This is a genomic window from Microbacterium sp. R86528 (assembly GCF_044596335.1).
Lineage (GTDB): Bacteria > Actinomycetota > Actinomycetes > Actinomycetales > Microbacteriaceae > Microbacterium > Microbacterium marmarense.
In genome coordinates this window covers 2,304,970-2,323,806 of the sequence record NZ_CP138996.1, presented here as the reverse complement: position 1 = coordinate 2,323,806, position 18,837 = coordinate 2,304,970, and the positions used below count along the sequence as shown (strand labels likewise).

Sequence of the window (18,837 nt, the reverse complement as noted above, 5' to 3'; positions counted from 1 at the left end):
TCAACCGGTTGCCATTTTGGTTCGTCTTCGCGCTCACGCCCACTCACGTCGCGGCCCACTCACGTCGCGGCCCACTCACGTCGCGGCCCACTCACGTCACAGCTCAGTACCGTCACAGCTCAGTACCGCCACATCACTCTGCTGGGAACCTAGAGAGCGAGCGCGCAGCAGTCCGGCTCGACACCTCCCAAAGCGCGAGGCTGACGCACAAGGTCGGTGGGAATGCTGCGTGACGTCATCTCGGCGCCGAGCGGAGCTGTGTCACGCGCGCAACAGCTCTCCGCGCACGATCGAGTCGCCCGAGTGCGCGGGGTCGCCGTCAAGCGGTTCCACCGACACATCGACGAGGCTGTACTCGACCAGGTCGAGCCCGTCAGGAATGACGAACGATCCGGACTCACCTTCGAGCACTCCCAAACTCACGAGCGCTCCGGCATCGTTTCTGATCAACCACACCTCACGGTAGGTGTCGGGCGCGACTTCATCTCCCACGCTCACGACCAATCGTCTGACACCGTCGCGGTCTTGCTCAACATCGGCCACTCCGGTGGCGTCTGGATGATCGGGAAATGGCTCAAGAACTGCCTGGGCAATTGAGGTAGGCGTGCTCGTGGAGACCGCGAGCGCACCGATACCGATACCGCCGATCACCACGAGGGACGCCGCTAGAGCCCAAGCTGTCGCCCGGAGCGAGCGTCTGCGGGCAGGCGGCTGTGCTTCTTCGCCGGGTGCGCTCTCGGGCTCAGGCGGGCTCGTCTGGAGGGTCTCGGCGGCAACGCTCATCTCTGATGCAACGGAGCCATCGGTTGTTTTCAGGCCGAGTTCGTCCGCGATTGCGCTCCAGACTCGGGCGGGTGGAGCCTCGAGCTTTTCATCTGCGACTGTCGCACGCGCTACCCCAACTGCGCGTGATAGTTCATTGAGCTCAGTGCGGCACGGCTCACACGTTGACAAATGACCACAGTCGGTCACTGAAGCCGCAGGCTCGCCTAGTGCGAGCAAAGCAAGTTGTTCTGGGTCAAGATGCGACATTCGTGACCTCCAATCGTTCGCGCATTCGGTTCAAGCTTCTTCGGATGTGGCTCTTGACAGTTCCCAACGGCATATCGAGCCGCTGCGCGATCTGCGCGTGCGTCAGATCATCGAAGAAGGCCAAGCGCACAACCTGTTGCGCATCGGGTTCGAGTTGATCGATCTCGTTCGCCACAAGAATCGACTCCGCCAAGTCTGGGGGTTCGCCCACGAGGTCGTCTGGTCGAGTGATTCGCATAACTTCTTGTTGCACTGTTTTCACTCGTGCCCGTGACTCATGGGCATCAGCGATCCGACGACGAGCGATCACTACAAGCCAAGTCGACAGTTTGGCCTTGCGCTCATCAAACGATTCTCGAGACGTCCATGCCGATACAAAAGTGCGTTGTGTGACATCTTCGGCGTCGCCACGATCGCCCAGCGATCGCAGCGCGAGGGTGAAGACCACCGGTGACCAGCGTCGGTACACCTCTTCGAGGGCGCGTTCATCTCCCGCGCCGAACCTCGATGCGAGGGCGCTTTCTTCGCTCGGTTGTTCCATGTCGATCTACTTCGCTCTACATCACGCCGGCACCGCGACAGCAACAACATTGTCGCGGTAGCGTCCGGTCGAAGAGTCGAATGGACCGCCGCACGTGATGATCACTAGCGCCGGTTCGCCCTCACGAGCAAATATCTCGTCGACAGGAAGCTTCGTCTTTGGATAGTACGTGACCGACGTGAAGACGTATTCGGTGACTCCCCCGCTGTCATCTGTGATCACGACGCTCTCCCCTTTGCTGACGTCACGAAGCCCCGCGAGCGGCCCGATAGGAAACTGCGGGGCGTCCACGTGTGCTGAGAGCACCATGTTTCCGGAGTCAGAGTCAGCATCCGGCCCGAATCTGTACCATCCTGCCACTGCGGGATCTTCTGGAAGCTCCATCTGCGAGCTGGCGTCCACTCCCACAGGCACGATAGGCATGTTCACACCAATTTGGTCGATGCTGACTGTGACCGGCGCGACAACCTCGGCGATTGCGGCGGGTTTGCTTGATGTCACAGGTACGTCCACAGCGGCGGTAGGGGCGACCGTGACCGTCTGAGTCGGTTCTGGAACTGGCTGCTCAGCTTCGGATGCTGGCGCTGTGCACGCACTGAGACATACCGCGAGAGCGAGCGCCATCGCCGAAACGGCGAGCCAGCTTCGGTGCGCGATGGGTCGCTCTCGCGGTATGTCAAAGATCATGCGCGGTCGCTTGCCTTCTGGCGACGTGCGACCATCAGCGCCGAGACAGCCATGGCCGAAACGAGTGCCAAGCCGCCCGCGATCAAAAGTCCCGACTGCTGAGCATCACGCTGCGCGAGGTAGCCAGCCGATCCCGACGGCACACCGTCTGGGCTGGAGTGCAGTCCATCAATCGTCTGAACAGCAAGGTCCAGGTTGCCAGCTTCAGCACTGCCCCACGCATACACGACGGTAAGCGCCCCTTCGTCTACTGCGACGTCTGCCGGGCCGATGACCGGGTCGGTGGTTCCTTCCAGTGCGACGGCAGCTGACACGGTGCCCGCGGCAAGATCAAGCGACGATTCGTTCGGGTTCGTTAGTCCGGTGATCACTGCGGTGTCACCGGCAAGAATGTCGACTGCCGGTGCAGCAGCGACATGACGTACCGTGAGTCGGCCTTCACCAGCAGCGGTTGCTGACAGGTCATTTTCGAACGCTGTCACCGACGGTTCGCCGTCTTCGCTCAGATAGGCCACAGCGGTGTAGCTCATGTTCGCCTCAAGGGTGAGAGTCACGGGACCGAGAACGGGCGAACTGTCGTCAGCTGCGTCGGTCGCCGTCAGCGCAACCTCGTAGTCTCCGGCAGGAAGATCAAGGGGCCCCGCGAGATCACCGGGCTGGAAATCGTCGAGCGTCAGCTCGCCGTTCACATATACATCGACCGGGGTGTCCGGGATTCCATGCAGTACCGAAAGATCTGCGGTGGTCTCAGAGATGGCGGACGCCGGTAGGGCGAGGCCGAGCGCGGCGACAAGGCCGACTGCGATACCTGCTGCTGTCTTACGCATTATTTCCTCCTCGTAGATGTCGACGCGATCATTGCGCCGTTGCTCAGTTGTTTCTCTGCGAGAAGGCGATCTGGATGCAGGCAACAGAAAGTTTTTGAATCTCGATTCTTTTTGAGGCACTCTGCATCCAAATGGAGCCGCCGGCCGGAACACCTCTTTGACGCGTGACTGCTGGACTCCCGCATTTCGCCCGTCAGTCCGCCGTTGCTGTCCCCCAGCAGCAACGGCGGGCCCAGAAACTGTGGATGCGCATCGCGAGCGGGAAAGCGCTTGCGAAGCATCCGATCTCGTGCTTTACTATGGGAAAGCGTTTACCCATCCATCTGCGTGATGGCTCCGAGAAGAAAGCAGGACCGGCGTGACCGATACGACTGTCGCCTCAGCACCCACCGCTCGCCCGCAGGTACGCGAGATCGGCATCATCATGAACGGCGTGTCTGGCCGCATGGGATACCGCCAGCATCTGGTGCGGTCGATCCTTGCGATTCGCGACCAGGGCGGCATCGAGATGCCCGACGGCTCGAAGGTCACAGTGAAGCCGATTCTCGTAGGCCGCAGCGAAGCCAAGCTCGCCGAGCTGGCGGCCAAGCACGACATCGAGGACTACACCACTGATCTCGATGCTGCCCTCGCCGACCCCCGCTGGGAGATCTACGCCGACTTCCTCGTGACCAAAGCTCGGGCCACCGCGCTGCGCAAGGCAATCGCCGCGGGCAAGACCATTTACACCGAGAAGCCCACGGCAGAGTCGGTCGAGGAATCGCTCGAGCTGGCGCAGTTGGCACGCGAAGCCGGAGTCAAGACCGGCGTCGTGCACGACAAGCTCTACCTCCCGGGTCTGCAGAAGCTCAAGCGCCTCATCGACTCCGGCTTCTTCGGCCGCATCCTCTCGGTGCGCGGCGAATTCGGATACTGGGTTTTCGAAGGTGACTGGCAGCCTGCGCAGCGTCCCAGCTGGAACTACCGCGCTGAAGACGGCGGCGGCATCATCGTCGATATGTTTCCGCACTGGAACTACGTGCTCGAGAACCTGTTCGGCAAAGTCGAGACCGTCTATGCGCAGGCTTCCACTCATATCCCCACGAGATGGGATGAGAACGACAAGCCCTACACGGCTACCGCTGAAGATGCTGCGTACGGCATTTTCGAACTGGCGGGCGGGGCGGTGGCTCAGATCAATTCGTCTTGGACCGTGCGCGTGAACCGTGACGAACTCGTCGAGTTTCACGTCGACGGCACCCACGGTTCGGCGGTTGTCGGCCTGTTCGGAGCGAAGATCCAGCACCGCAACGCCACACCCAAGCCGGTATGGAACCCCGACCTGGCCGACAGCCACAACTACGACGACGACTGGGCAGAGGTTCCCACCAACGACGTGTTCCAGAACGGCTTCCGCCAGCAGTGGGAAGAGTTTCTCACCTCGTACGTCGAGGGCACAGCGTATGAGTTCGACCTCCTCGCGGGCGCTCGCGGCGTGATGCTCGCGGAGGCCGGCCTGCAATCGAGTCGCGAGGGCCGCAAGGTCGAGCTGGCCGAGCTCAACCTCGACTGATCCGCGATCCATGACAAGCCTCACCCTCCTCTCACACGCGGGCACCGTCTCTACGGTCGCCCTCGCTGAAGCGCCCGACTACACCAAACCTCAAGGCGCTCTGCGCAGCCGCGTCGCCTACGCCGCAGCCCACGTGGTGCCGAAGATTTCCGCCGACAACACCCCGGGACAGCCCGCCGATGTGGACTGGGACGCGACGCTCGCATTTCGTCGCCACGCGTACGCGTGGGGGCTAGGAGTGGCCGATGCGATGGACACCGCGCAGCGGAATATGGGATTGGATGCTGCGGCAACGCGCGAGCTCATTTCACGTTCAGCACAGGTCGCACGCGAGGAGGGTGGCTCGGTCGTGGTCGGCGTGAACACCGACCACGTTGACGACGAGCACATCTCGATCGACGAGGTGATAGATGCCTACAAGTCACAACTGCATTTCGCCGAAGAGCAGGGCGCCGGTCCTGTGCTCATGGCATCACGCCATCTGGCTCGCGCGGCACAATCAGCCGACGACTACCATCGCGTTTATCGTGAGGTACTGCAGTCGGCGACAGCGCCCGTTGTGTTGCACTGGCTGGGCACCGCTTTCGATCCGACGCTCGAAGGATACTTCGGCTCAGTTGATTGGCGCACCGCAGCCGACGTTCTGCTTGAGATCATCAATGAGAACGTCGCCAAGATCTCGGGCGTGAAGATGAGCTTGCTCGACGCGGCCTCGGAGGTTTCGGTGCGCGAGCGCTTGCCCGATGGCGTGCGCATGTTCACCGGTGACGACTTCAACTATGTCGGACTCATCGGCGGTCAAGATGTTCCCGGCGCGACTCAGCCACCGCGTGACACCAACGCTGCGCGTCAGCACTCTGATGCTCTTCTAGGCGCCTTCGCCGCGCTGACGACCTCGGCATCGGCTGCGATCCAGGCGCTCGACGCCGGCGATCCTGCACGCTACCTCGAGATTCTCGGTCCGACCGAAGAACTCAGCCGCCAGATCTTTGCCGCGCCAACGTTCTACTACAAGACCGGCGTTGCCTTCATGTCCTGGCTGAACGGCCACCAGCCGGCATTCCAAATGGTCGGCGGCTTGCATTCCGCAAGAAGCTTGCCGCATCTGTCTCGAATCATCGAGCTTGCGAATGCGTCGAACGCTCTCGAACGGCCTGAGCTCGCCACGATTCGTTGGCACGGAATGCTGCGCATCAATGGAATCGATGTGTCGGGAGTGCTCTCGTGATCGACCCGCGTCTGTCAATCAACCAGGCGACGATCAAGTACGCAGATCTCAAAACCGCGTTGAGCGTGACGGCACAGGCGGGAGTCGAAGCGATCGGCCTGTGGCGCGAACCTGTGCAAGAAGTGGGCCTCGCCACGGCCGCGTCGATGCTCACCGACTCGGGGCTTCGGTTCACCACGCATTGCCGATCCGGCTTCTTCACCATGCCCGAGGGCCCGCAGCGCCGCGCATCGATCGCCGACAACCTTGTTGCGATCGAAGAAGCAGCCACGCTGGCCGCGGCGGGAGCAGACGGGTCAACGGCGGTCCTCGTGCTGGTCGCCGGAGGACTGCCTGATGGCTCGCGTGACATCGTCGGAGCGCGCGAACGTGTGCGCGATGCAATCGGCGAGCTCGCCCCACATGCGTCGGCCGCTGGGGTGACGCTGGCTATCGAGCCGCTGCATCCCATGTTCGCCAGCGACCGCTGCGTCATCTCCACCCTCGGCCAGGCACTCGACATCGCAAACGACTTCGACCCCGCGACAGTCGGCGCCGCCGTCGACACCTTCCACATCTTCTGGGATCCCGACGTGCTCGACTCGATTGCGCGTGCCGGCAGAGAAGGCCGCATCGCGACATACCAAGTCTGCGACTGGAACACTCCGCTTCCCGCGGACGTGCTGCTCAGTCGGCACTATCCGGGCGACGGTGTGATCGACTTCGAGTCGCTCACACGCGCCGTCATCGCGACCGGCTACCACCGCGACATCGAAGTTGAGATCTTCAACAAAGAGATCTGGCACACCGATCCGCTGATCGCCGTGCAGCGCACTGCCGCCGCGTTCGCCGCGGCTGTGTCGCCACACCTGACGCCTATCAGCACCGAACAATCGCACGCCTGAAGCAGGAAAACGCTTGCTAACCAAACGGTGAAGCCGAGCACAAACGCCTAGACTCGGCCCTGTGAGCGACATGAACCCGCCGGCGCGAAGCGCTGCCACCCTGAACGATGTAGCTCGCGAAGCCGGCGTGTCGCTGGCCACGGCATCTCGGGTGCTCAACGGTTCGGAGCGCAAGGTTGCGGAAAGCTATCGTGAGCGAGTCGAATCCGCCGCGGCGAAGCTCGGTTACAGCGCCAATCTCTCGGCGCAAGCCACCGCGCGGGGCACTGCCGCGATCGTCGCGCTGCTTGTCGCTGATATCGCCGACCCCTACTTCGGTCAGATTGCCTCGGGAGTAGCGCGTGGCGCCGACGAAGCGGGACTCGTGGTCACGATTGCGATCACTGAGCGAGATGCCCAGCGAGAGGTGAAACTCGTGCGTGCCCTGCGCGGGCAACGTCCTCGCGGCCTCATTCTCGCCGCATCCCGCACCGACAAGACCGATGCTGCCGGCTTGAGCGCTGAGCTCGACGCCTTCGCAGCGGGTGGTGGGCGCGTCGTGGCCCTCGGCCGCTCATCCGCAGACGTGCGCTCGGTGCCGCTCGACAACCGCGCTGGCACCGCAGCGCTCGGTGTTGCCCTGGCAGAACGCGGCTACCGTGAGGCGATCATCATCGGTGCCGCCGAAGGCATCCGCACCTCCGACGACCGCATCGCCGGCTTCGCCGAAGGCTTTGCTGCGAACGGCAGCGGCACCATCCGCACCATTGTTCGCGGCGGCTTCACGCGAGATGCGGGTTACAACGCCGCCGCCGCACTGCTCGCGGGCGGTGTCGCCGAAGGCACCTTGATCTTCGGGATCAGCGACGTCGTCGCAATCGGCGCGATGTCAGCGATCCGCGATGCCGGTCGCTCCGTCGGCACCGACATCGCCGTTGCCGGTTTCGATGACATCGCCACCGGACGAGACATCCGCCCAGGGCTCACGACCGTGCGCGTTCCCCTCGAAGAGCTCGGGTATCGCCTGCTGCATGCGGTCGTCGATGAAGAGTGGGATGCTTCAGCCGCACCGCTCGAGCTTGAAGTCATCGTGCGAGGCAGTACCCCCGAACGCACCGCCCGCTAGCGCCACCCGTCGAGCCGAGAGCACTAGGCAAGGCGACGCGCAAGCGTAGCGCCCGCTTCAATCAGCCAGCGCGCCGGGTCGCCCATAGCTGCCTCAGCAGAACCGGCAAGCTCCGTGAGCGAAACCGAAGCCGCGAACGCGGAGGTATCAGCGTCGACGGTGATGCGTCCAGCGACAAGTGCGACCGGAACCGCTTCGCCAGCAGTAATCGTCGATACGTGCGCGGGAACCTTACCCGCGGCGGATTGGCCGTCAAACGAACCCTCGCCCGTGATGACGACGGTCGACGAGGCGACGGCCTCACGCAATCCGATGAGTTCAGCGACCGCATCAGAGCCGGGCACGAGACGGGCGCCCCACACCAGAAGGCCAAACCCGGTGCCCCCGGCCGCGCCCGCGCCCGGCATCGCGGCAAGCTCTACGCCGCTATTCGGCCTGCCTTGCTCGCTGCCGACGTCGGCAGCATTGACGAGTGAGGCAAAGCGCGCGAGTGCCGCATCCAGCTCAGCAGTCTGATCAACGCTCGCGCCCTTCTGTGGACCAAACACGGCTGCGGCACCGCCCGTGCCGAGAAGCGGATTGGTGACATCACTCAGCACGTGAACTCCGCCGGGCGGCAGCGCCGCCACACCGGTGAGATCCACCGTTGCGACATCAGCCAGTCCGCGGCCGCCGTCTGCGACGTCGTCACCGTGGGCGTCCAACAGTCGCGCGCCGAGAGCCGAGAGCATTCCCGCCCCACCGTCGGTCGAGGCGCTCGATCCGATGCCCAACACCAACCGTGAAACGCCGTGAGCAAGAGCGGCTGCAATAGCCTCGCCGAACCCGCGCGTATGCGCGTCGAGGGGGCGCAATCTAGACGGAGTACCCAAGAGCTCTATGCCGCTTGTCGAGGCGAGCTCGACGACGCCTGTTCCCCGGGGGGCCTCGACCGATGCCGGCAGCAAGAGCCACGATGCGGCCACAACCGTGTTCTCAGGGCCAGTCACCGACACCGGCATTCGGCGTGCTCCAGGTACGGCGGCTTCGAATGCCGCCAAAGTACCTTCGCCGCCATCTGCCATCGGCATCAGGTGCACAACGTCGCGAGGTGACACGGCGTGCCATCCACGCCGAATTGCAACTGCGGCGTCGGCGGCAGCAATCGTGCCCTTGAACGAATCGGGAGCGATCACGACGGTGTGTGCCATGCAGACATTCTCCTCGGTCTTGGTGGGGACGCGCAGGAAAGCGTTATCCGGTGCACAATAGTAGCGATGGATGCTGACAGAGAAAACCCGCCCCTCGCCGTGATCGCTACCGGAACCGGTCGCTACGGCGACCCGTGGCATCCGTTCGACGAAACATCGGCAGCGCTGGCCAGCATTCTCGAAGCCGACGGCTGGCAAGTTGCGGCAGTCGCTGACCCCGATATCGCGCTTGCCGAGTTGCAGGGTGTCGACCTCTTGGTGGTCAACGCGGGCGACCCTTCCCGCAACGTCCCTGAGGGCCTCGCGCCGGTGCCTGCCGCCACAATCGAGGCGGCTTCCGCAGGCCTGACCGAAGCGTTGCAACGCGGCATCGGAGTTCTGGCGACACATACGTCGGTCTCGTCACTTCGCGACTACCCCGCGTGGTCGGAAGTAATCGGTGGTTCATGGGAGCCAGGCGTGTCGTGGCATCCGCCTATCGCCCATTCGGTCGTGCGCGTCGTCGATACCGACCATCCGATCACGGCCGATGCCCACGACTTCACCCTTCACGACGAGATGTATTCGGGGCTGGTGCTCACGAGCCCCGTTGATGTGTTGCTCGAGCACTCGCTCGATGGCGTGGCTCATCCGCTCGTGTGGACGAAGGAGAATCCAACCCGCGCGGCAGTCTCGGCGCTCGGCCACGATGCGGGCGCATACGAGTCACCCGAGTTGCGCACGCTGATCGCGCGAGCCGCCCGCTGGGCTGCTCGCCGTGAGCTTTAGCGCGCGACGCGGGTGCTCTGCCGCACGACCAGCGTCGTGGCGACACGCCCGTCGCGATCATGCTCGTCGCAATCATGTTCCTCGCGATCATGCTCGTCGCGAGTATGCCCAGTGCCGTCGATGGAGTGAACCAGCATCGCGACAGCTCGCTCGCCGAGCACATCGAAGTTCTGACGCACCGTCGTGAGCGGCGGGCGATACTGGGCGGCATCGTCGACATCGTCGAAACCCACAACTGCAACGTCGTCGGGCACCTCACGGCCTGCTTCAGCAAGCGCGCGCAGCACTCCCAATGCCATCTGGTCGTTGGCGCAGAAGACCGCCGTCGCTCCCGCCTTGGCCAGCTCTACGCCGGCCGCAGCGCCCGATGCCGCCGACCAGTCACCGCGCAAGACGTTGGGCACCGTCGCACCAGCAGACACGAGCACATCGCGCCAGGCGCTCTCGCGCTGCTCGGCTGCAAATGATCCGCGTGGCCCCGCCACGTGCCATACCTCCTGATGGCCGAGCTGCAGCAGATGCTCGACCGCAGCTCGCGCTCCGCCCGCATGATCGGTCTGCACGCCCACAAATCGATCATCGGGTAGCGAATCGACCACGACCAGGTGCAGTCCTGGCGGGATTCGCGCGCCGCGCGCCGCGGCAGTTGCCTCGTTCAAGACGATCGCGCCATCGACTCCCTGCTCGACAAGCCGCTCAAACGCAGCCGAAACATCATCGCTGGCACCGAGCGTGACCACGGTGAGAGCAAATCCCCGTGATGCCGCCGCGTCGGCAACCGCCTGCAGCATTCGCGAGTTTCCGACCGTAGCCAGCGTCGACACGACGAGCCCGATGGTGTGCGTGCGCCCGGTGCGCAGGGCACGTGCTGCACGATGCGGTCGGTAGCCCAGCGTTGCCATGGCTCGTTCGACCCGAGCGCGCGTCGCGGGATCAACCCGCGGGCTGTTGTTGACCACTCGCGAGACTGTCTGGCCAGAAACGCCCGCGTGCTGTGCAACATCAGCCATCGAGACTCGTTTTTGCACTGCATCCTCCGCCTTCCACGCCCAACACGTGCCATGTTGACGTTACCATGCGCCCCAGCTAGCATGTTGACGTGAACACACCCGCGCTGCCTTCCGAAACCCTCGGCGCTGGGGTCGTTAAACGCCCCACTTTGCTCGCCGATGGTCGCGAGCTGATCTACTACGACGACCCCGACACCAGGCTCGGGGCGGAACGCGCCATCGACGCCCGCGATCTTGATCCACGCCCCGCGACGGCGACGATGCGTCGGGATGTGTTGACCGGTGACTGGATCTCAGTGGCAGCATCCCGTCAGAATCGCGCCTTCATGCCCCCGGCCGAGTTCGACCCGCTCGCTCCGCAGACGGCAGCCAATCCATCAGAGATCCCTTCGACATACGACGTCGCTGTCTTTGAGAACAAATCCCCCTCGTTCGGCCCGGCGCTGGCCACCGCGCACGGCGATGCTCCCGCCGGCGACGACGCACCACGGGGTCTCGACGATGTGGATGCTCCGGGGCTCGGTCGCACCCGCACCGCTGTCGGCCGCTGCGAGGTCGTCTGCTTCAGTCCCGAGCACGAAGGATCGTTCGGCACACTGAGCGTTACGCGCGCGCGCACTGTCATCGAAGCGTGGGCTGACCGCACCGCCGCTCTGTCTGTGCTGCCGGGCGTGCAGCAGGTCTTTCCGTTTGAAAATCGTGGCGAGGCCATTGGTGTGACGCTCCCGCACCCGCACGGCCAGATCTATTCCTACCCCTACATCACCCCGCGCACGGCGAACCTGCTGCGTCAACTCGAGACCGAGGGCGATGACCTGTTCTCGCGCATTCTGGAGTTCGAGCAGAATTCCGAACGCGTGATCGTCGCGGGCGAACACTGGACGGCGTTCGTTCCCTTCGCCGCGCGGTGGCCGCTCGAAGTGCATCTGCTGCCGAACCGTCACGTCGCCGACCTCGCCGAAACGAACGACGCCGAACGCACGGAGCTGGCGCCGCTCTATCTGCGGCTGTTGCGGGGCATCGACGCGCTCTACGACACCCCCACTCCCTACATCGCCGCGTGGCATCAAGCTCCGGTGAACCGCGGACGAGACTCGGTGCGCATGCACCTGCAGCTGACATCGCCGCGCCGAGCAGCAGACAAGCTCAAGTTTCTGGCCGGAAGCGAAGCCGCGATGGGCGCCTGGATTGGCGACATCGCACCCGAGACCGCTGCCGCAAAGCTGCGAGACGCCGTCGAATCGATCCCTGAGGTACACGCGTGATGACCGAAACCAACACGGCAGCAGCGGCGCAGACGCTGCTCGAGACGATCACCGGCGTCTCGGCCGCACCCACGTGGTCAGCGCCGGGCCGGGTGAACCTCATCGGCGAACACACCGACTACAACGACGGGTTCGTTCTGCCGTTCGCCATTCAGCACCGCACCCATGCCGCGGTCGCCACGCGCAGCGACGGGATGATCCGCGTCGCGTCGACATTCGACCAGAAGCCGGTCGCGTTTGCCCTGACGCAGCTCGATGAGCTTTTTCCCCACCGTCGCGACGAGGTAGTCGAGTGGGCACGCTATCCGCTCGGTGTCGCGTGGGCGCTTCTGAGGGCGGCGGGTGTCGATGCCTCGACCGTCACCGGAGTCGATCTCGCATTCAGCTCGCATGTTCCTGTCGGCGCGGGACTATCGTCGTCGGCGGCCATTGAAGGCGCAACGGCGTCGGCCCTCGCCGACACCTGGGGCATCACCCTCGACCGCGTGGCGTTGGCACAGGCCGGCCGCACCGCCGAGAACGAGGCCGTCGGCGCACCCACCGGCATCATGGATCAGATGGCGACGATGCTCGGCCACACAGACGCGGCGATCTTTCTCGACTGTCGCACGCTCGAGGCCGCTGTGGTCGACCTCGGATTTGCCGATGCCGGCCTCGAGCTGCTCGTGATGGATACCGGCGTCAAGCACTCACACGCGACGGGCGGCTATGGCGAGCGCCGCGCATCTTGCGAGCGCGGGGCTTCCATCATGAATGTTGCTGCCCTGCGCGATCTGACCGTCGACGATCTTCCGCGCGCCGAAGCTTTGATGGACGACGTCACCTTCCGCCGTGTTCGCCACGTCGTCACTGAGAATCAGCGGGTGCTCGACACTGTGCGCGTGCTGCGCGAGCAGGGACCGAAATCGATCGGCGGCCTGCTGATCGCGTCGCACGCGTCGATGCGTGATGACTTCGAGATCTCAGTGCCCGAGCTCGATACCGCTGTCGACGCCGCTCTCACTGCTGGTGCCATAGGGGCACGTATGACCGGAGGCGGTTTCGGCGGGGCGGCAATCGCGCTCGTCGCCCGCGCCGACGTCGAAACAATCAGCTCGGCGGTCGCCACGGCGTTTGCCAAGGCTGGCTTTGCCCCACCTGCGACGTTCACTGTCTCACCTTCCGTTGGTGCCAGCAAAGACGCGTGAACAATCGCTGAACACAGACCGCGAATGTTTGCAAATCTCTGGCGGTGATGGATACTGCGCCCTAGCGTCGAGCTAGGCAGCAGCATCCGTCCCCTGCCAAAAGGAGCGAACGTGGCATATCTCACTGTCGCGACCGAGAACTCGGTCGACGTTGACATCTTCTACACCGACCAGGGTGAAGGCCAGCCAGTCGTGCTGATTCATGGCTTTCCCCTCAACGGCGAGTCATGGGGCAAACAACAAGCGGCGCTTCTTGACGCTGGCTATCGAGTGATCGCATACGACCGTCGAGGCTTCGGCGCCTCAACGAAGACCGCCGCGGGTTCTGACTACGACACGTTCGCCGCAGACTTGCACGCTCTGATTGAGGATCTTGACCTCGACGATGCCGTGCTCGTCGGGTTCTCAATGGGCACGGGCGAAGTGGCGCGCTATCTCTCGCGCTACGGCAGTTCCCGCGTAGCGAAGGCCGCTTTTCTCGGCTCGCTCGAACCGTTTCTGCTGAAGACCGAAGACAACCCCGGCGGGGCCGGACCACAAGAACTGTTCGATGGATTCGCGGCGGCCGTGCGCGAAGACCGCTATGCCTTCGTCAGTGGATTCTTCAACGACTTCTACAACCTTGATGAAAACCTCGGCTCGCGCATCTCGCAAGCCGCCGTCGATGCGAGCGTGCAGGTCGCCAATCAGGCAGGAAATGCCGCGATCGCCGCGGCGCCGCTGACTTGGCCGACCGACTTTCGTGATGACATCCCCTCGATCAACGTGCCTTCGCTGATTCTTCACGGAACGGCCGACAACATCCTTCCGATTGACGCCACCGCCCGGCGCTTCAAGCAACTGCTGCCGCAGGCAACCTATGTCGAGCTCGAGGGCGCGCCCCACGGTCTGCTGTGGACTCACAGCGCCGAAGTGAACGAGCATCTGCTCGCATTCCTTAAGGCCTGATCGGATAAAAGAACGGCCCGGCGCTGTCGCGCCGGGCCGTTCTTGTATCGAGCAGAAGCTAGACCGCAGGCGCTACCGCGATCTCACCCAGCAGAGATGTGACGTGCTCGATGATCGAGTCGCGCACCCCACGAACTCCATCGAGGTCTAGCTCAGCGGGGTCTGCAAGCTGCCAGTCTTCGTAGCGCTTGCCTGGATAGATCGGGCACGCGTCGCCACAACCCATCGTGACCACAACGTCTGCGGCCTGCACCACATCATCGGTCAGCGGCTTCGGATACGCGTCTTCGAGCGGAATCCCCGCTTCGGCGAGCGCCGTGACAACGTCAGGGTTGAGCTGGTGCGCGGGCAGTGAGCCGGCAGAGCGCACGTGCACGCGCCCGTTCGACAGGTGTGCCGTGATGGCGGCTGCCATCTGGGAGCGACCGGCGTTCTGCTCACAGATGTAAAGAACTTCGGGCAGGTCGTGCGGTGCGACACCGGCGACTTGAGCCAGAGCGGTCAGCCGCTCCCCCACGAAATGCTTGGTCTGAATCGCCAAGTGCGCCTTGACTTTCGAGGTTCGAAGCAGCGCCGTGTACGAATCGAGCACGTAGCGCTGAACCGTTTCGGCACTGAACGTACCGGCGTACTTCTCGCCCAACTCGACCGCGAGGCGGCCCAGAAACGCTTCCGGGTACGTCAGACCGGGCAATCCGCGACCGTTGGTCGGGATCGTCATGACACTGCCGGTTCCGGAAGGATCTCGGCGAGCAGAGCGCTGATGCGAGCCTTGATATCGTCACGCACGCGGCGAACGGTCTCGATGTCTTTGCCGGCGGGGTCTTCGAGCTCCCAGTCCTCATAGCGCTTGCCGGGGAAGATGGGGCAGGTGTCGCCGCAGCCCATGGTGATGACCACGTCAGATTCCTGCACGGCTTCGACCGTGAGAATCTTCGGGGTGTTGTTGGCGATGTCGATGCCTTCTTCAGCCATCGCCTCGATGGCGATCGGGTTGATCTGGTCTTTGGGTGCCGAGCCCGCCGAGAGCACCTCGACGCGACCGCCAGAGAGGGATTGCATGTAGCCGGCGGCCATCTGCGAACGCCCGGCGTTGTGGACACAAACGAAGAGAACGGTGGGTGATTCAGTCATACCTAAAGCATAGACGACGATCTATGCTTTAGTCACCGGATGCTGATCGCTTCACCGATTGTTCATGTGAGCGTCGCGAGCAGATCGCGCACCCGCGCGTCTATGTCGTCGCGAATGACGCGCACGGCTGACAGCGGAAGCCCCGCCGGATCATCGATCGGCCAGTCGAGATACACCTTGCTGGGATAGACCGGGCAGGCGTCACCGCACCCCATCGTCACCACGACATCTGCGGCCCGGACCACCTCATCGGTGAGCGGCTTCGGAAACTCGCCACCGAGCGGCACGCCGATTTCATCGAGAGCGGTGACCACAACGCCTCGCACAGCATCGGCGGGCGCCGACCCCGCCGTGCGAACGCGAATACGATCGCCGGCGAGGTGCCGCAGAATCGCGGCCGCAAGCTGTGAACGCCCGGCATTCTGCACACAGACGAACAGCACCTCCGGGCGGTCATCGTCTGCCAGGGCCTCATGCGCGAGAGCAGTCAGCCTGTCAGCCGCGAATCCGGCCACCTTCGACGAGCGCTGACGGCTGACACCTTGCGCCTGCAGAAGCGCGTCGGTCTCCACCACGTAGCGTTCGACGGTGTCACGGTTGAAAGTGCCCGAGAACCGGGCGCCAAGATCATCGATGATGCGATCGAGCGTGTCGGTTGCGCCCGCCGAATCTGACGTTGGAAGCAACGCCGCAACCAGGTCAACGTGACCGTCGGGCACCGAATACCAGACCCGTCGCCCTTCGGGCAGTCGCGCTAGCAGTCCAGCGTCGTGCAGCACGCGCACATGATGCGACAAAGTCGGCTGCGTCAGGCCGAGTGCACCAGCCAGTGCGGTCACGGTCGAACGGGACTGGTCACTCGAGAGCACCAACTGAAGAATCCGAGCACGCGTCGGGTCTGCCAGCAGCCGCAGTTCGTCGATCCCAGCATCCATAGATGAGAGCCTATGGGATTCTCAGGCGAGGGTCAGGAGCAGCATCCCCCGCCAGCGGAGCCACCGTCCGTTGAGCACACGCCGGTTGCCGGCAACGACAGCTCAACCTTCGTGGCTGATGCCGTGTCGCCATCGATCCATGCGGCGATCGAGCGCACCTGCTCGTAGCCGGTGGCGAGCAGGAAGGTCGGAGCACGGCCGTAGCTCTTCATCCCCGCGATGAAGAAACCGTCTTCGGGTTGGCGAAGCTCTGCAAATCCGTGAGGCTCGACCGTTCCACAGCTGTGCTCGTTCGGGTCGATCAGCGGAGCCAGACGCTTGGGCGCCTCCACAATGTCGTCGAGCTCGAGGCGAATCTCGCGCAGCATGTCGAGGTTGGGCCGGAAGCCAGTCGCATTGACGACGACATCCGCCTCAATGTCAGCGAGCTCTCCGCCGCGGTTTCCGACAATGCGCACCGACTCGCCTTCACGCATGAGCCGTACGATTTCGAACCGATCGACGACGTCGATCACGCCGCGCTCAACGAGCGTGTCTACACGACCGCCAATCTTCGCGCGTGCCACGAGCTCATCGTCAGGTGATGTTGACACGCGCGCGGCGCCACGATTTCGAATTGTCCAGGTGACACGCGTGCCGGGCACCTTCTCAGCGAGCGCCGCGAGATTGATGAGGGTGTTTGCGGCAGAGTGCCCGGCGCCGACAACGACGGTGTGACGGCCCGCGAAACGTTGGCACTCAGTGCCGAGCACATCCGGGAGCGCGTGGGAAACGAGATCGGCGACCTCCGCGAGCCCGAGTGGATCGAGTCCGCTCGAACCCAGACTGTTCGGAGTGCGATAGGTGCCCGACGCATCGATGACTGCTCGCGCGGGCAGGTCGGTAATCTCGCCCTGCGCGTCGCGTATGCGCAACATGAACGGGGTAGCAGCGCGGCCCCGGGTGCGAGTGCGATCCATGCCCTCGCGGCTCACCGCGAGCACCTCGACCCCGGTGCGCACGTTGTCGTGCATCACCGGCAGCGCGGCGAGAGGCATCAGATACTCTTCAACGAGTTCGGCGCCATTGGGTAGCGCCTCCTCGGCGGGGTGTGACCACCCTGTCGCCTGCAACAGGCGAGCAGAAGCGGGGTCAACGAGGTGACGCCACGGCGAGAACAATCGAATGTGCCCCCACTTGCGCACGCTGTCGGCGACACTGTCACCCGCCTCAAAGACAGTGAATTCGATGCCGCGCTCGGCAAGGTTCGCGGCCGCGGCCAAACCGATGGGGCCGGCGCCGATGACCGCCACCGGAAGAGTGTCGATGCGGCGCTTCTGGGCGACCGGGCGACCAAGGTCAATGAGAGTCATGAAAAGTACGCTCCTATATCGAAGTTCATCGATATCTAGTTTCCTCCTGCACATCGATGATTGTCAATATTCGCTATCATCGATGAATGCACTCGCTTGAGCTCAAAGACGTGACTGCCACTGATGCCTGCCGAGCCCCGCTCGAGCGCGACGCGCTCAGCGCCGACGCCGCCGAGCGGCTCGCGCACAGGCTCAAAGCACTCGCCGACCCCACCCGCCTTCGCCTGTTGTCGATCGTGGGTGCTTCCCAGGGCGGCGAAGCATGCGTATGCGATCTCACCGATCCGGTCGGTCTCAGCCAGCCGACAGTGTCCCACCATCTGAAGGTTCTGGTGGATGCCGGCCTACTCAACCGCACAAAACGGGGCACCTGGGCGTATTACTCGCTCGTGCCCAATGCGCTGGCCGACGCTGCTGACAGCCTCCAGAACCTGTGAGCGACACAATGAACCTCACACGGCGCACCGTCGCGGAGTTTCTCGGCTCGGCGGGGCTTGCCGCCGTCGTGATCGGCTCCGGTATCGCCGCGCAGCGCCTCTCGCCCAGCGATGTCGGGCTACAGCTCTTCGAGAACGCCATCGCCACCGCGCTCGGCCTTCCGGTGCTGATCCTGATGTTCATGACCATCAGTGGATCGCATTTCAATCCAGTTGTCTCGATCGTCGACGTCGTCATTGGCGGGAGGCATTGGTCGGATGCAGCAGCCTATATACCCGCGCAGGTAGCGGGTTGTATCAGCGGGGCAATGCTCGCAAACACGATGTTCAGCGACCCCGCCATCAGCATCAGCACGACCGACCGCATCACTGCAGCGACATTCATCTCAGAGGTAGTCGCGACTGCAGGCCTCATCATGGTCATCTTCTTGCTGGCGCGCACGGATCGCCAAGCGGTCATCCCTTGGGCTGTTGGCGCTTACATCGGCGCGGCATACTTCTTCACCAGCTCGACCAGCTTTGCCAACCCCGCGATCACGATCGGCCGCATCTTCAGCGATACCTTTGCGGGAATCGACCCAGCGTCGGCCCCCTGGTACATCGGCGCGCAAATCGTCGGTGCAGCGGTGGGACTCGTCCTCGTGGCGTGGTTCACGCCTCGACCGGCCGAAATTCAGCAGGTAACGACGGGCTGACCGCGCACCCGCTCCATTCTTTGCGCTGCTGAGCACGTGCCTGAGTCAGCGGCTCGTGGA

20 protein-coding genes are annotated in these 18,837 nt (G+C 63.8%); 10 read left to right on the top strand and 10 right to left on the bottom strand.

What is annotated here, in order from left to right; genetic code table 11:
• Positions 1 to 261 precede the first annotated feature (261 nt).
• The 4 genes from SJY18_RS10745 to SJY18_RS10730 all read right to left on the bottom strand — a co-directional run bounded on the left by SJY18_RS10745 (position 262) and on the right by SJY18_RS10730 (position 3,087).
• Complete coding sequence (locus SJY18_RS10745) at positions 262 to 783, bottom strand: anti-sigma factor (RefSeq protein ID WP_396667553.1); 522 nt, start codon at positions 781 to 783, stop codon at positions 262 to 264.
• A gap of 235 nt (positions 784 to 1,018) precedes the next feature.
• Complete coding sequence (locus SJY18_RS10740; RefSeq protein WP_337337012.1) at positions 1,019 to 1,573, bottom strand: sigma-70 family RNA polymerase sigma factor; 555 nt, start codon at positions 1,571 to 1,573, stop codon at positions 1,019 to 1,021.
• Positions 1,574 to 1,594: 21 nt separating this feature from the next.
• The gene (locus tag SJY18_RS10735) at positions 1,595 to 2,260 is read right to left on the bottom strand and encodes a class F sortase (RefSeq protein ID WP_396667552.1); all 666 of its coding nucleotides are present in this window, start codon (positions 2,258 to 2,260) and stop codon (positions 1,595 to 1,597) included.
• Complete coding sequence (locus SJY18_RS10730; protein WP_396667551.1) at positions 2,257 to 3,087, bottom strand: DUF4397 domain-containing protein; 831 nt, start codon at positions 3,085 to 3,087, stop codon at positions 2,257 to 2,259. The genes SJY18_RS10735 and SJY18_RS10730 overlap by 4 nt, the downstream gene beginning before the upstream one ends.
• Before the next feature lie 358 nt (positions 3,088 to 3,445).
• Between SJY18_RS10730 and SJY18_RS10725 the strand changes: the two genes are divergently transcribed.
• The 4 genes from SJY18_RS10725 to SJY18_RS10710 all read left to right on the top strand — a co-directional run bounded on the left by SJY18_RS10725 (position 3,446) and on the right by SJY18_RS10710 (position 7,856).
• On the top strand, positions 3,446 to 4,639 hold the full coding sequence (locus SJY18_RS10725) for a Gfo/Idh/MocA family protein (protein WP_396667550.1): 1,194 nt from the start codon (positions 3,446 to 3,448) through the stop codon (positions 4,637 to 4,639).
• 10 nt (positions 4,640 to 4,649) lie between these two features.
• The gene (locus SJY18_RS10720; protein WP_396667549.1) at positions 4,650 to 5,867 is read left to right on the top strand and encodes a dihydrodipicolinate synthase family protein; all 1,218 of its coding nucleotides are present in this window, start codon (positions 4,650 to 4,652) and stop codon (positions 5,865 to 5,867) included.
• Complete coding sequence (locus SJY18_RS10715) at positions 5,864 to 6,751, top strand: sugar phosphate isomerase/epimerase family protein (protein ID WP_396667548.1); 888 nt, start codon at positions 5,864 to 5,866, stop codon at positions 6,749 to 6,751. Before SJY18_RS10720 ends, SJY18_RS10715 begins: the two co-directional genes overlap by 4 nt.
• A gap of 70 nt (positions 6,752 to 6,821) precedes the next feature.
• Complete coding sequence (locus SJY18_RS10710; protein WP_396668910.1) at positions 6,822 to 7,856, top strand: LacI family DNA-binding transcriptional regulator; 1,035 nt, start codon at positions 6,822 to 6,824, stop codon at positions 7,854 to 7,856.
• A 23-nt stretch (positions 7,857 to 7,879) separates the two neighbouring features.
• On the opposite strand, the gene SJY18_RS10705 is transcribed toward SJY18_RS10710, so the two are convergent.
• A complete protein-coding gene (locus tag SJY18_RS10705) occupies positions 7,880 to 9,046 on the bottom strand; it encodes a glycerate kinase (protein WP_396667547.1) in 1,167 nt (388 codons plus the stop codon).
• A gap of 66 nt (positions 9,047 to 9,112) precedes the next feature.
• Here SJY18_RS10705 and SJY18_RS10700 point away from each other — a divergent pair, with 66 nt between their 5' ends.
• Entirely contained in the window at positions 9,113 to 9,814 is a 702-nt protein-coding gene (locus SJY18_RS10700) for a ThuA domain-containing protein (protein WP_396667546.1), read from the top strand.
• On the opposite strand, the gene SJY18_RS10695 is transcribed toward SJY18_RS10700, so the two are convergent.
• Positions 9,811 to 10,824, bottom strand: a complete 1,014-nt coding sequence (locus tag SJY18_RS10695) for a LacI family DNA-binding transcriptional regulator (RefSeq protein WP_396667545.1) — start codon at positions 10,822 to 10,824, stop codon at positions 9,811 to 9,813. The two genes, SJY18_RS10700 and SJY18_RS10695, sit on opposite strands and share 4 nt — an antisense overlap.
• An 89-nt stretch (positions 10,825 to 10,913) precedes the next feature.
• Here SJY18_RS10695 and galT point away from each other — a divergent pair, with 89 nt between their 5' ends.
• The 3 genes from galT (at position 10,914) to SJY18_RS10680 (ending at position 14,224) form a co-directional block, all read left to right on the top strand.
• Positions 10,914 to 12,089: a galactose-1-phosphate uridylyltransferase gene (gene galT, locus SJY18_RS10690; protein ID WP_396667544.1), complete on the top strand. Its 1,176-nt coding sequence runs from the start codon at positions 10,914 to 10,916 to the stop codon at positions 12,087 to 12,089.
• Entirely contained in the window at positions 12,089 to 13,276 is a 1,188-nt protein-coding gene (gene galK / locus SJY18_RS10685; protein WP_396667543.1) for a galactokinase, read from the top strand. Before galT ends, galK begins: the two co-directional genes overlap by 1 nt.
• Positions 13,277 to 13,387: 111 nt before the next feature.
• Positions 13,388 to 14,224, top strand: coding sequence for an alpha/beta fold hydrolase (locus SJY18_RS10680; RefSeq protein ID WP_396667542.1), 837 nt, complete (start codon positions 13,388 to 13,390; stop codon positions 14,222 to 14,224).
• A gap of 58 nt (positions 14,225 to 14,282) precedes the next feature.
• On the opposite strand, the gene SJY18_RS10675 is transcribed toward SJY18_RS10680, so the two are convergent.
• From SJY18_RS10675 to SJY18_RS10660, 4 genes are all read right to left on the bottom strand, one after another.
• The gene (locus tag SJY18_RS10675) at positions 14,283 to 14,945 is read right to left on the bottom strand and encodes an arsenate reductase ArsC (protein ID WP_396667541.1); all 663 of its coding nucleotides are present in this window, start codon (positions 14,943 to 14,945) and stop codon (positions 14,283 to 14,285) included.
• Positions 14,942 to 15,358 (bottom strand): arsenate reductase ArsC, encoded by a 417-nt coding sequence (locus SJY18_RS10670; protein ID WP_363584640.1) that lies wholly within the window; start codon positions 15,356 to 15,358, stop codon positions 14,942 to 14,944. Before SJY18_RS10670 ends, SJY18_RS10675 begins: the two co-directional genes overlap by 4 nt.
• A 62-nt stretch (positions 15,359 to 15,420) precedes the next feature.
• Positions 15,421 to 16,293, bottom strand: coding sequence for a metalloregulator ArsR/SmtB family transcription factor (locus SJY18_RS10665; RefSeq protein WP_396667540.1), 873 nt, complete (start codon positions 16,291 to 16,293; stop codon positions 15,421 to 15,423).
• Between the two features lie 32 nt (positions 16,294 to 16,325).
• Entirely contained in the window at positions 16,326 to 17,645 is a 1,320-nt protein-coding gene (locus SJY18_RS10660) for an FAD-dependent oxidoreductase (RefSeq protein WP_396667539.1), read from the bottom strand.
• Positions 17,646 to 17,731: 86 nt separating this feature from the next.
• Here SJY18_RS10660 and SJY18_RS10655 point away from each other — a divergent pair, with 86 nt between their 5' ends.
• Positions 17,732 to 18,082 carry a metalloregulator ArsR/SmtB family transcription factor gene (locus SJY18_RS10655; protein WP_363584646.1) on the top strand — a complete coding sequence of 117 codons (351 nt, stop codon included), beginning with the start codon at positions 17,732 to 17,734 and terminating at the stop codon, positions 18,080 to 18,082.
• A gap of 8 nt (positions 18,083 to 18,090) precedes the next feature.
• On the top strand, positions 18,091 to 18,777 hold the full coding sequence (locus tag SJY18_RS10650; RefSeq protein ID WP_396668909.1) for an aquaporin: 687 nt from the start codon (positions 18,091 to 18,093) through the stop codon (positions 18,775 to 18,777).
• Positions 18,778 to 18,837: the final 60 nt, after the last annotated feature.

What these genes read in the sequence shown, in the direction of transcription:
- SJY18_RS10735 (WP_396667552.1), bottom strand. Translation starts at nt 2,260, where the DNA reads ATGATCTTTGACATACCGCGAGAGCGACCCATCGCGCACCGAAGCTGG.
- galK (WP_396667543.1), top strand. Translation starts at nt 12,089, where the DNA reads ATGACCGAAACCAACACGGCAGCAGCGGCGCAGACGCTGCTCGAGACG.
- SJY18_RS10745 (WP_396667553.1), bottom strand. Translation starts at nt 783, where the DNA reads ATGAGCGTTGCCGCCGAGACCCTCCAGACGAGCCCGCCTGAGCCCGAG.
- SJY18_RS10655 (WP_363584646.1), top strand. Translation starts at nt 17,732, where the DNA reads ATGCACTCGCTTGAGCTCAAAGACGTGACTGCCACTGATGCCTGCCGA.
- SJY18_RS10665 (WP_396667540.1), bottom strand. Translation starts at nt 16,293, where the DNA reads ATGGATGCTGGGATCGACGAACTGCGGCTGCTGGCAGACCCGACGCGT.
- SJY18_RS10710 (WP_396668910.1), top strand. Translation starts at nt 6,822, where the DNA reads ATGAACCCGCCGGCGCGAAGCGCTGCCACCCTGAACGATGTAGCTCGC.
- SJY18_RS10695 (WP_396667545.1), bottom strand. Translation starts at nt 10,824, where the DNA reads ATGGCTGATGTTGCACAGCACGCGGGCGTTTCTGGCCAGACAGTCTCG.
- SJY18_RS10670 (WP_363584640.1), bottom strand. Translation starts at nt 15,358, where the DNA reads ATGACTGAATCACCCACCGTTCTCTTCGTTTGTGTCCACAACGCCGGG.
- SJY18_RS10720 (WP_396667549.1), top strand. Translation starts at nt 4,650, where the DNA reads ATGACAAGCCTCACCCTCCTCTCACACGCGGGCACCGTCTCTACGGTC.
- SJY18_RS10700 (WP_396667546.1), top strand. Translation starts at nt 9,113, where the DNA reads ATGGATGCTGACAGAGAAAACCCGCCCCTCGCCGTGATCGCTACCGGA.
- SJY18_RS10705 (WP_396667547.1), bottom strand. Translation starts at nt 9,046, where the DNA reads ATGGCACACACCGTCGTGATCGCTCCCGATTCGTTCAAGGGCACGATT.
- SJY18_RS10675 (WP_396667541.1), bottom strand. Translation starts at nt 14,945, where the DNA reads ATGACGATCCCGACCAACGGTCGCGGATTGCCCGGTCTGACGTACCCG.
- SJY18_RS10740 (WP_337337012.1), bottom strand. Translation starts at nt 1,573, where the DNA reads ATGGAACAACCGAGCGAAGAAAGCGCCCTCGCATCGAGGTTCGGCGCG.
- SJY18_RS10730 (WP_396667551.1), bottom strand. Translation starts at nt 3,087, where the DNA reads ATGCGTAAGACAGCAGCAGGTATCGCAGTCGGCCTTGTCGCCGCGCTC.
- SJY18_RS10660 (WP_396667539.1), bottom strand. Translation starts at nt 17,645, where the DNA reads ATGACTCTCATTGACCTTGGTCGCCCGGTCGCCCAGAAGCGCCGCATC.
- SJY18_RS10650 (WP_396668909.1), top strand. Translation starts at nt 18,091, where the DNA reads ATGAACCTCACACGGCGCACCGTCGCGGAGTTTCTCGGCTCGGCGGGG.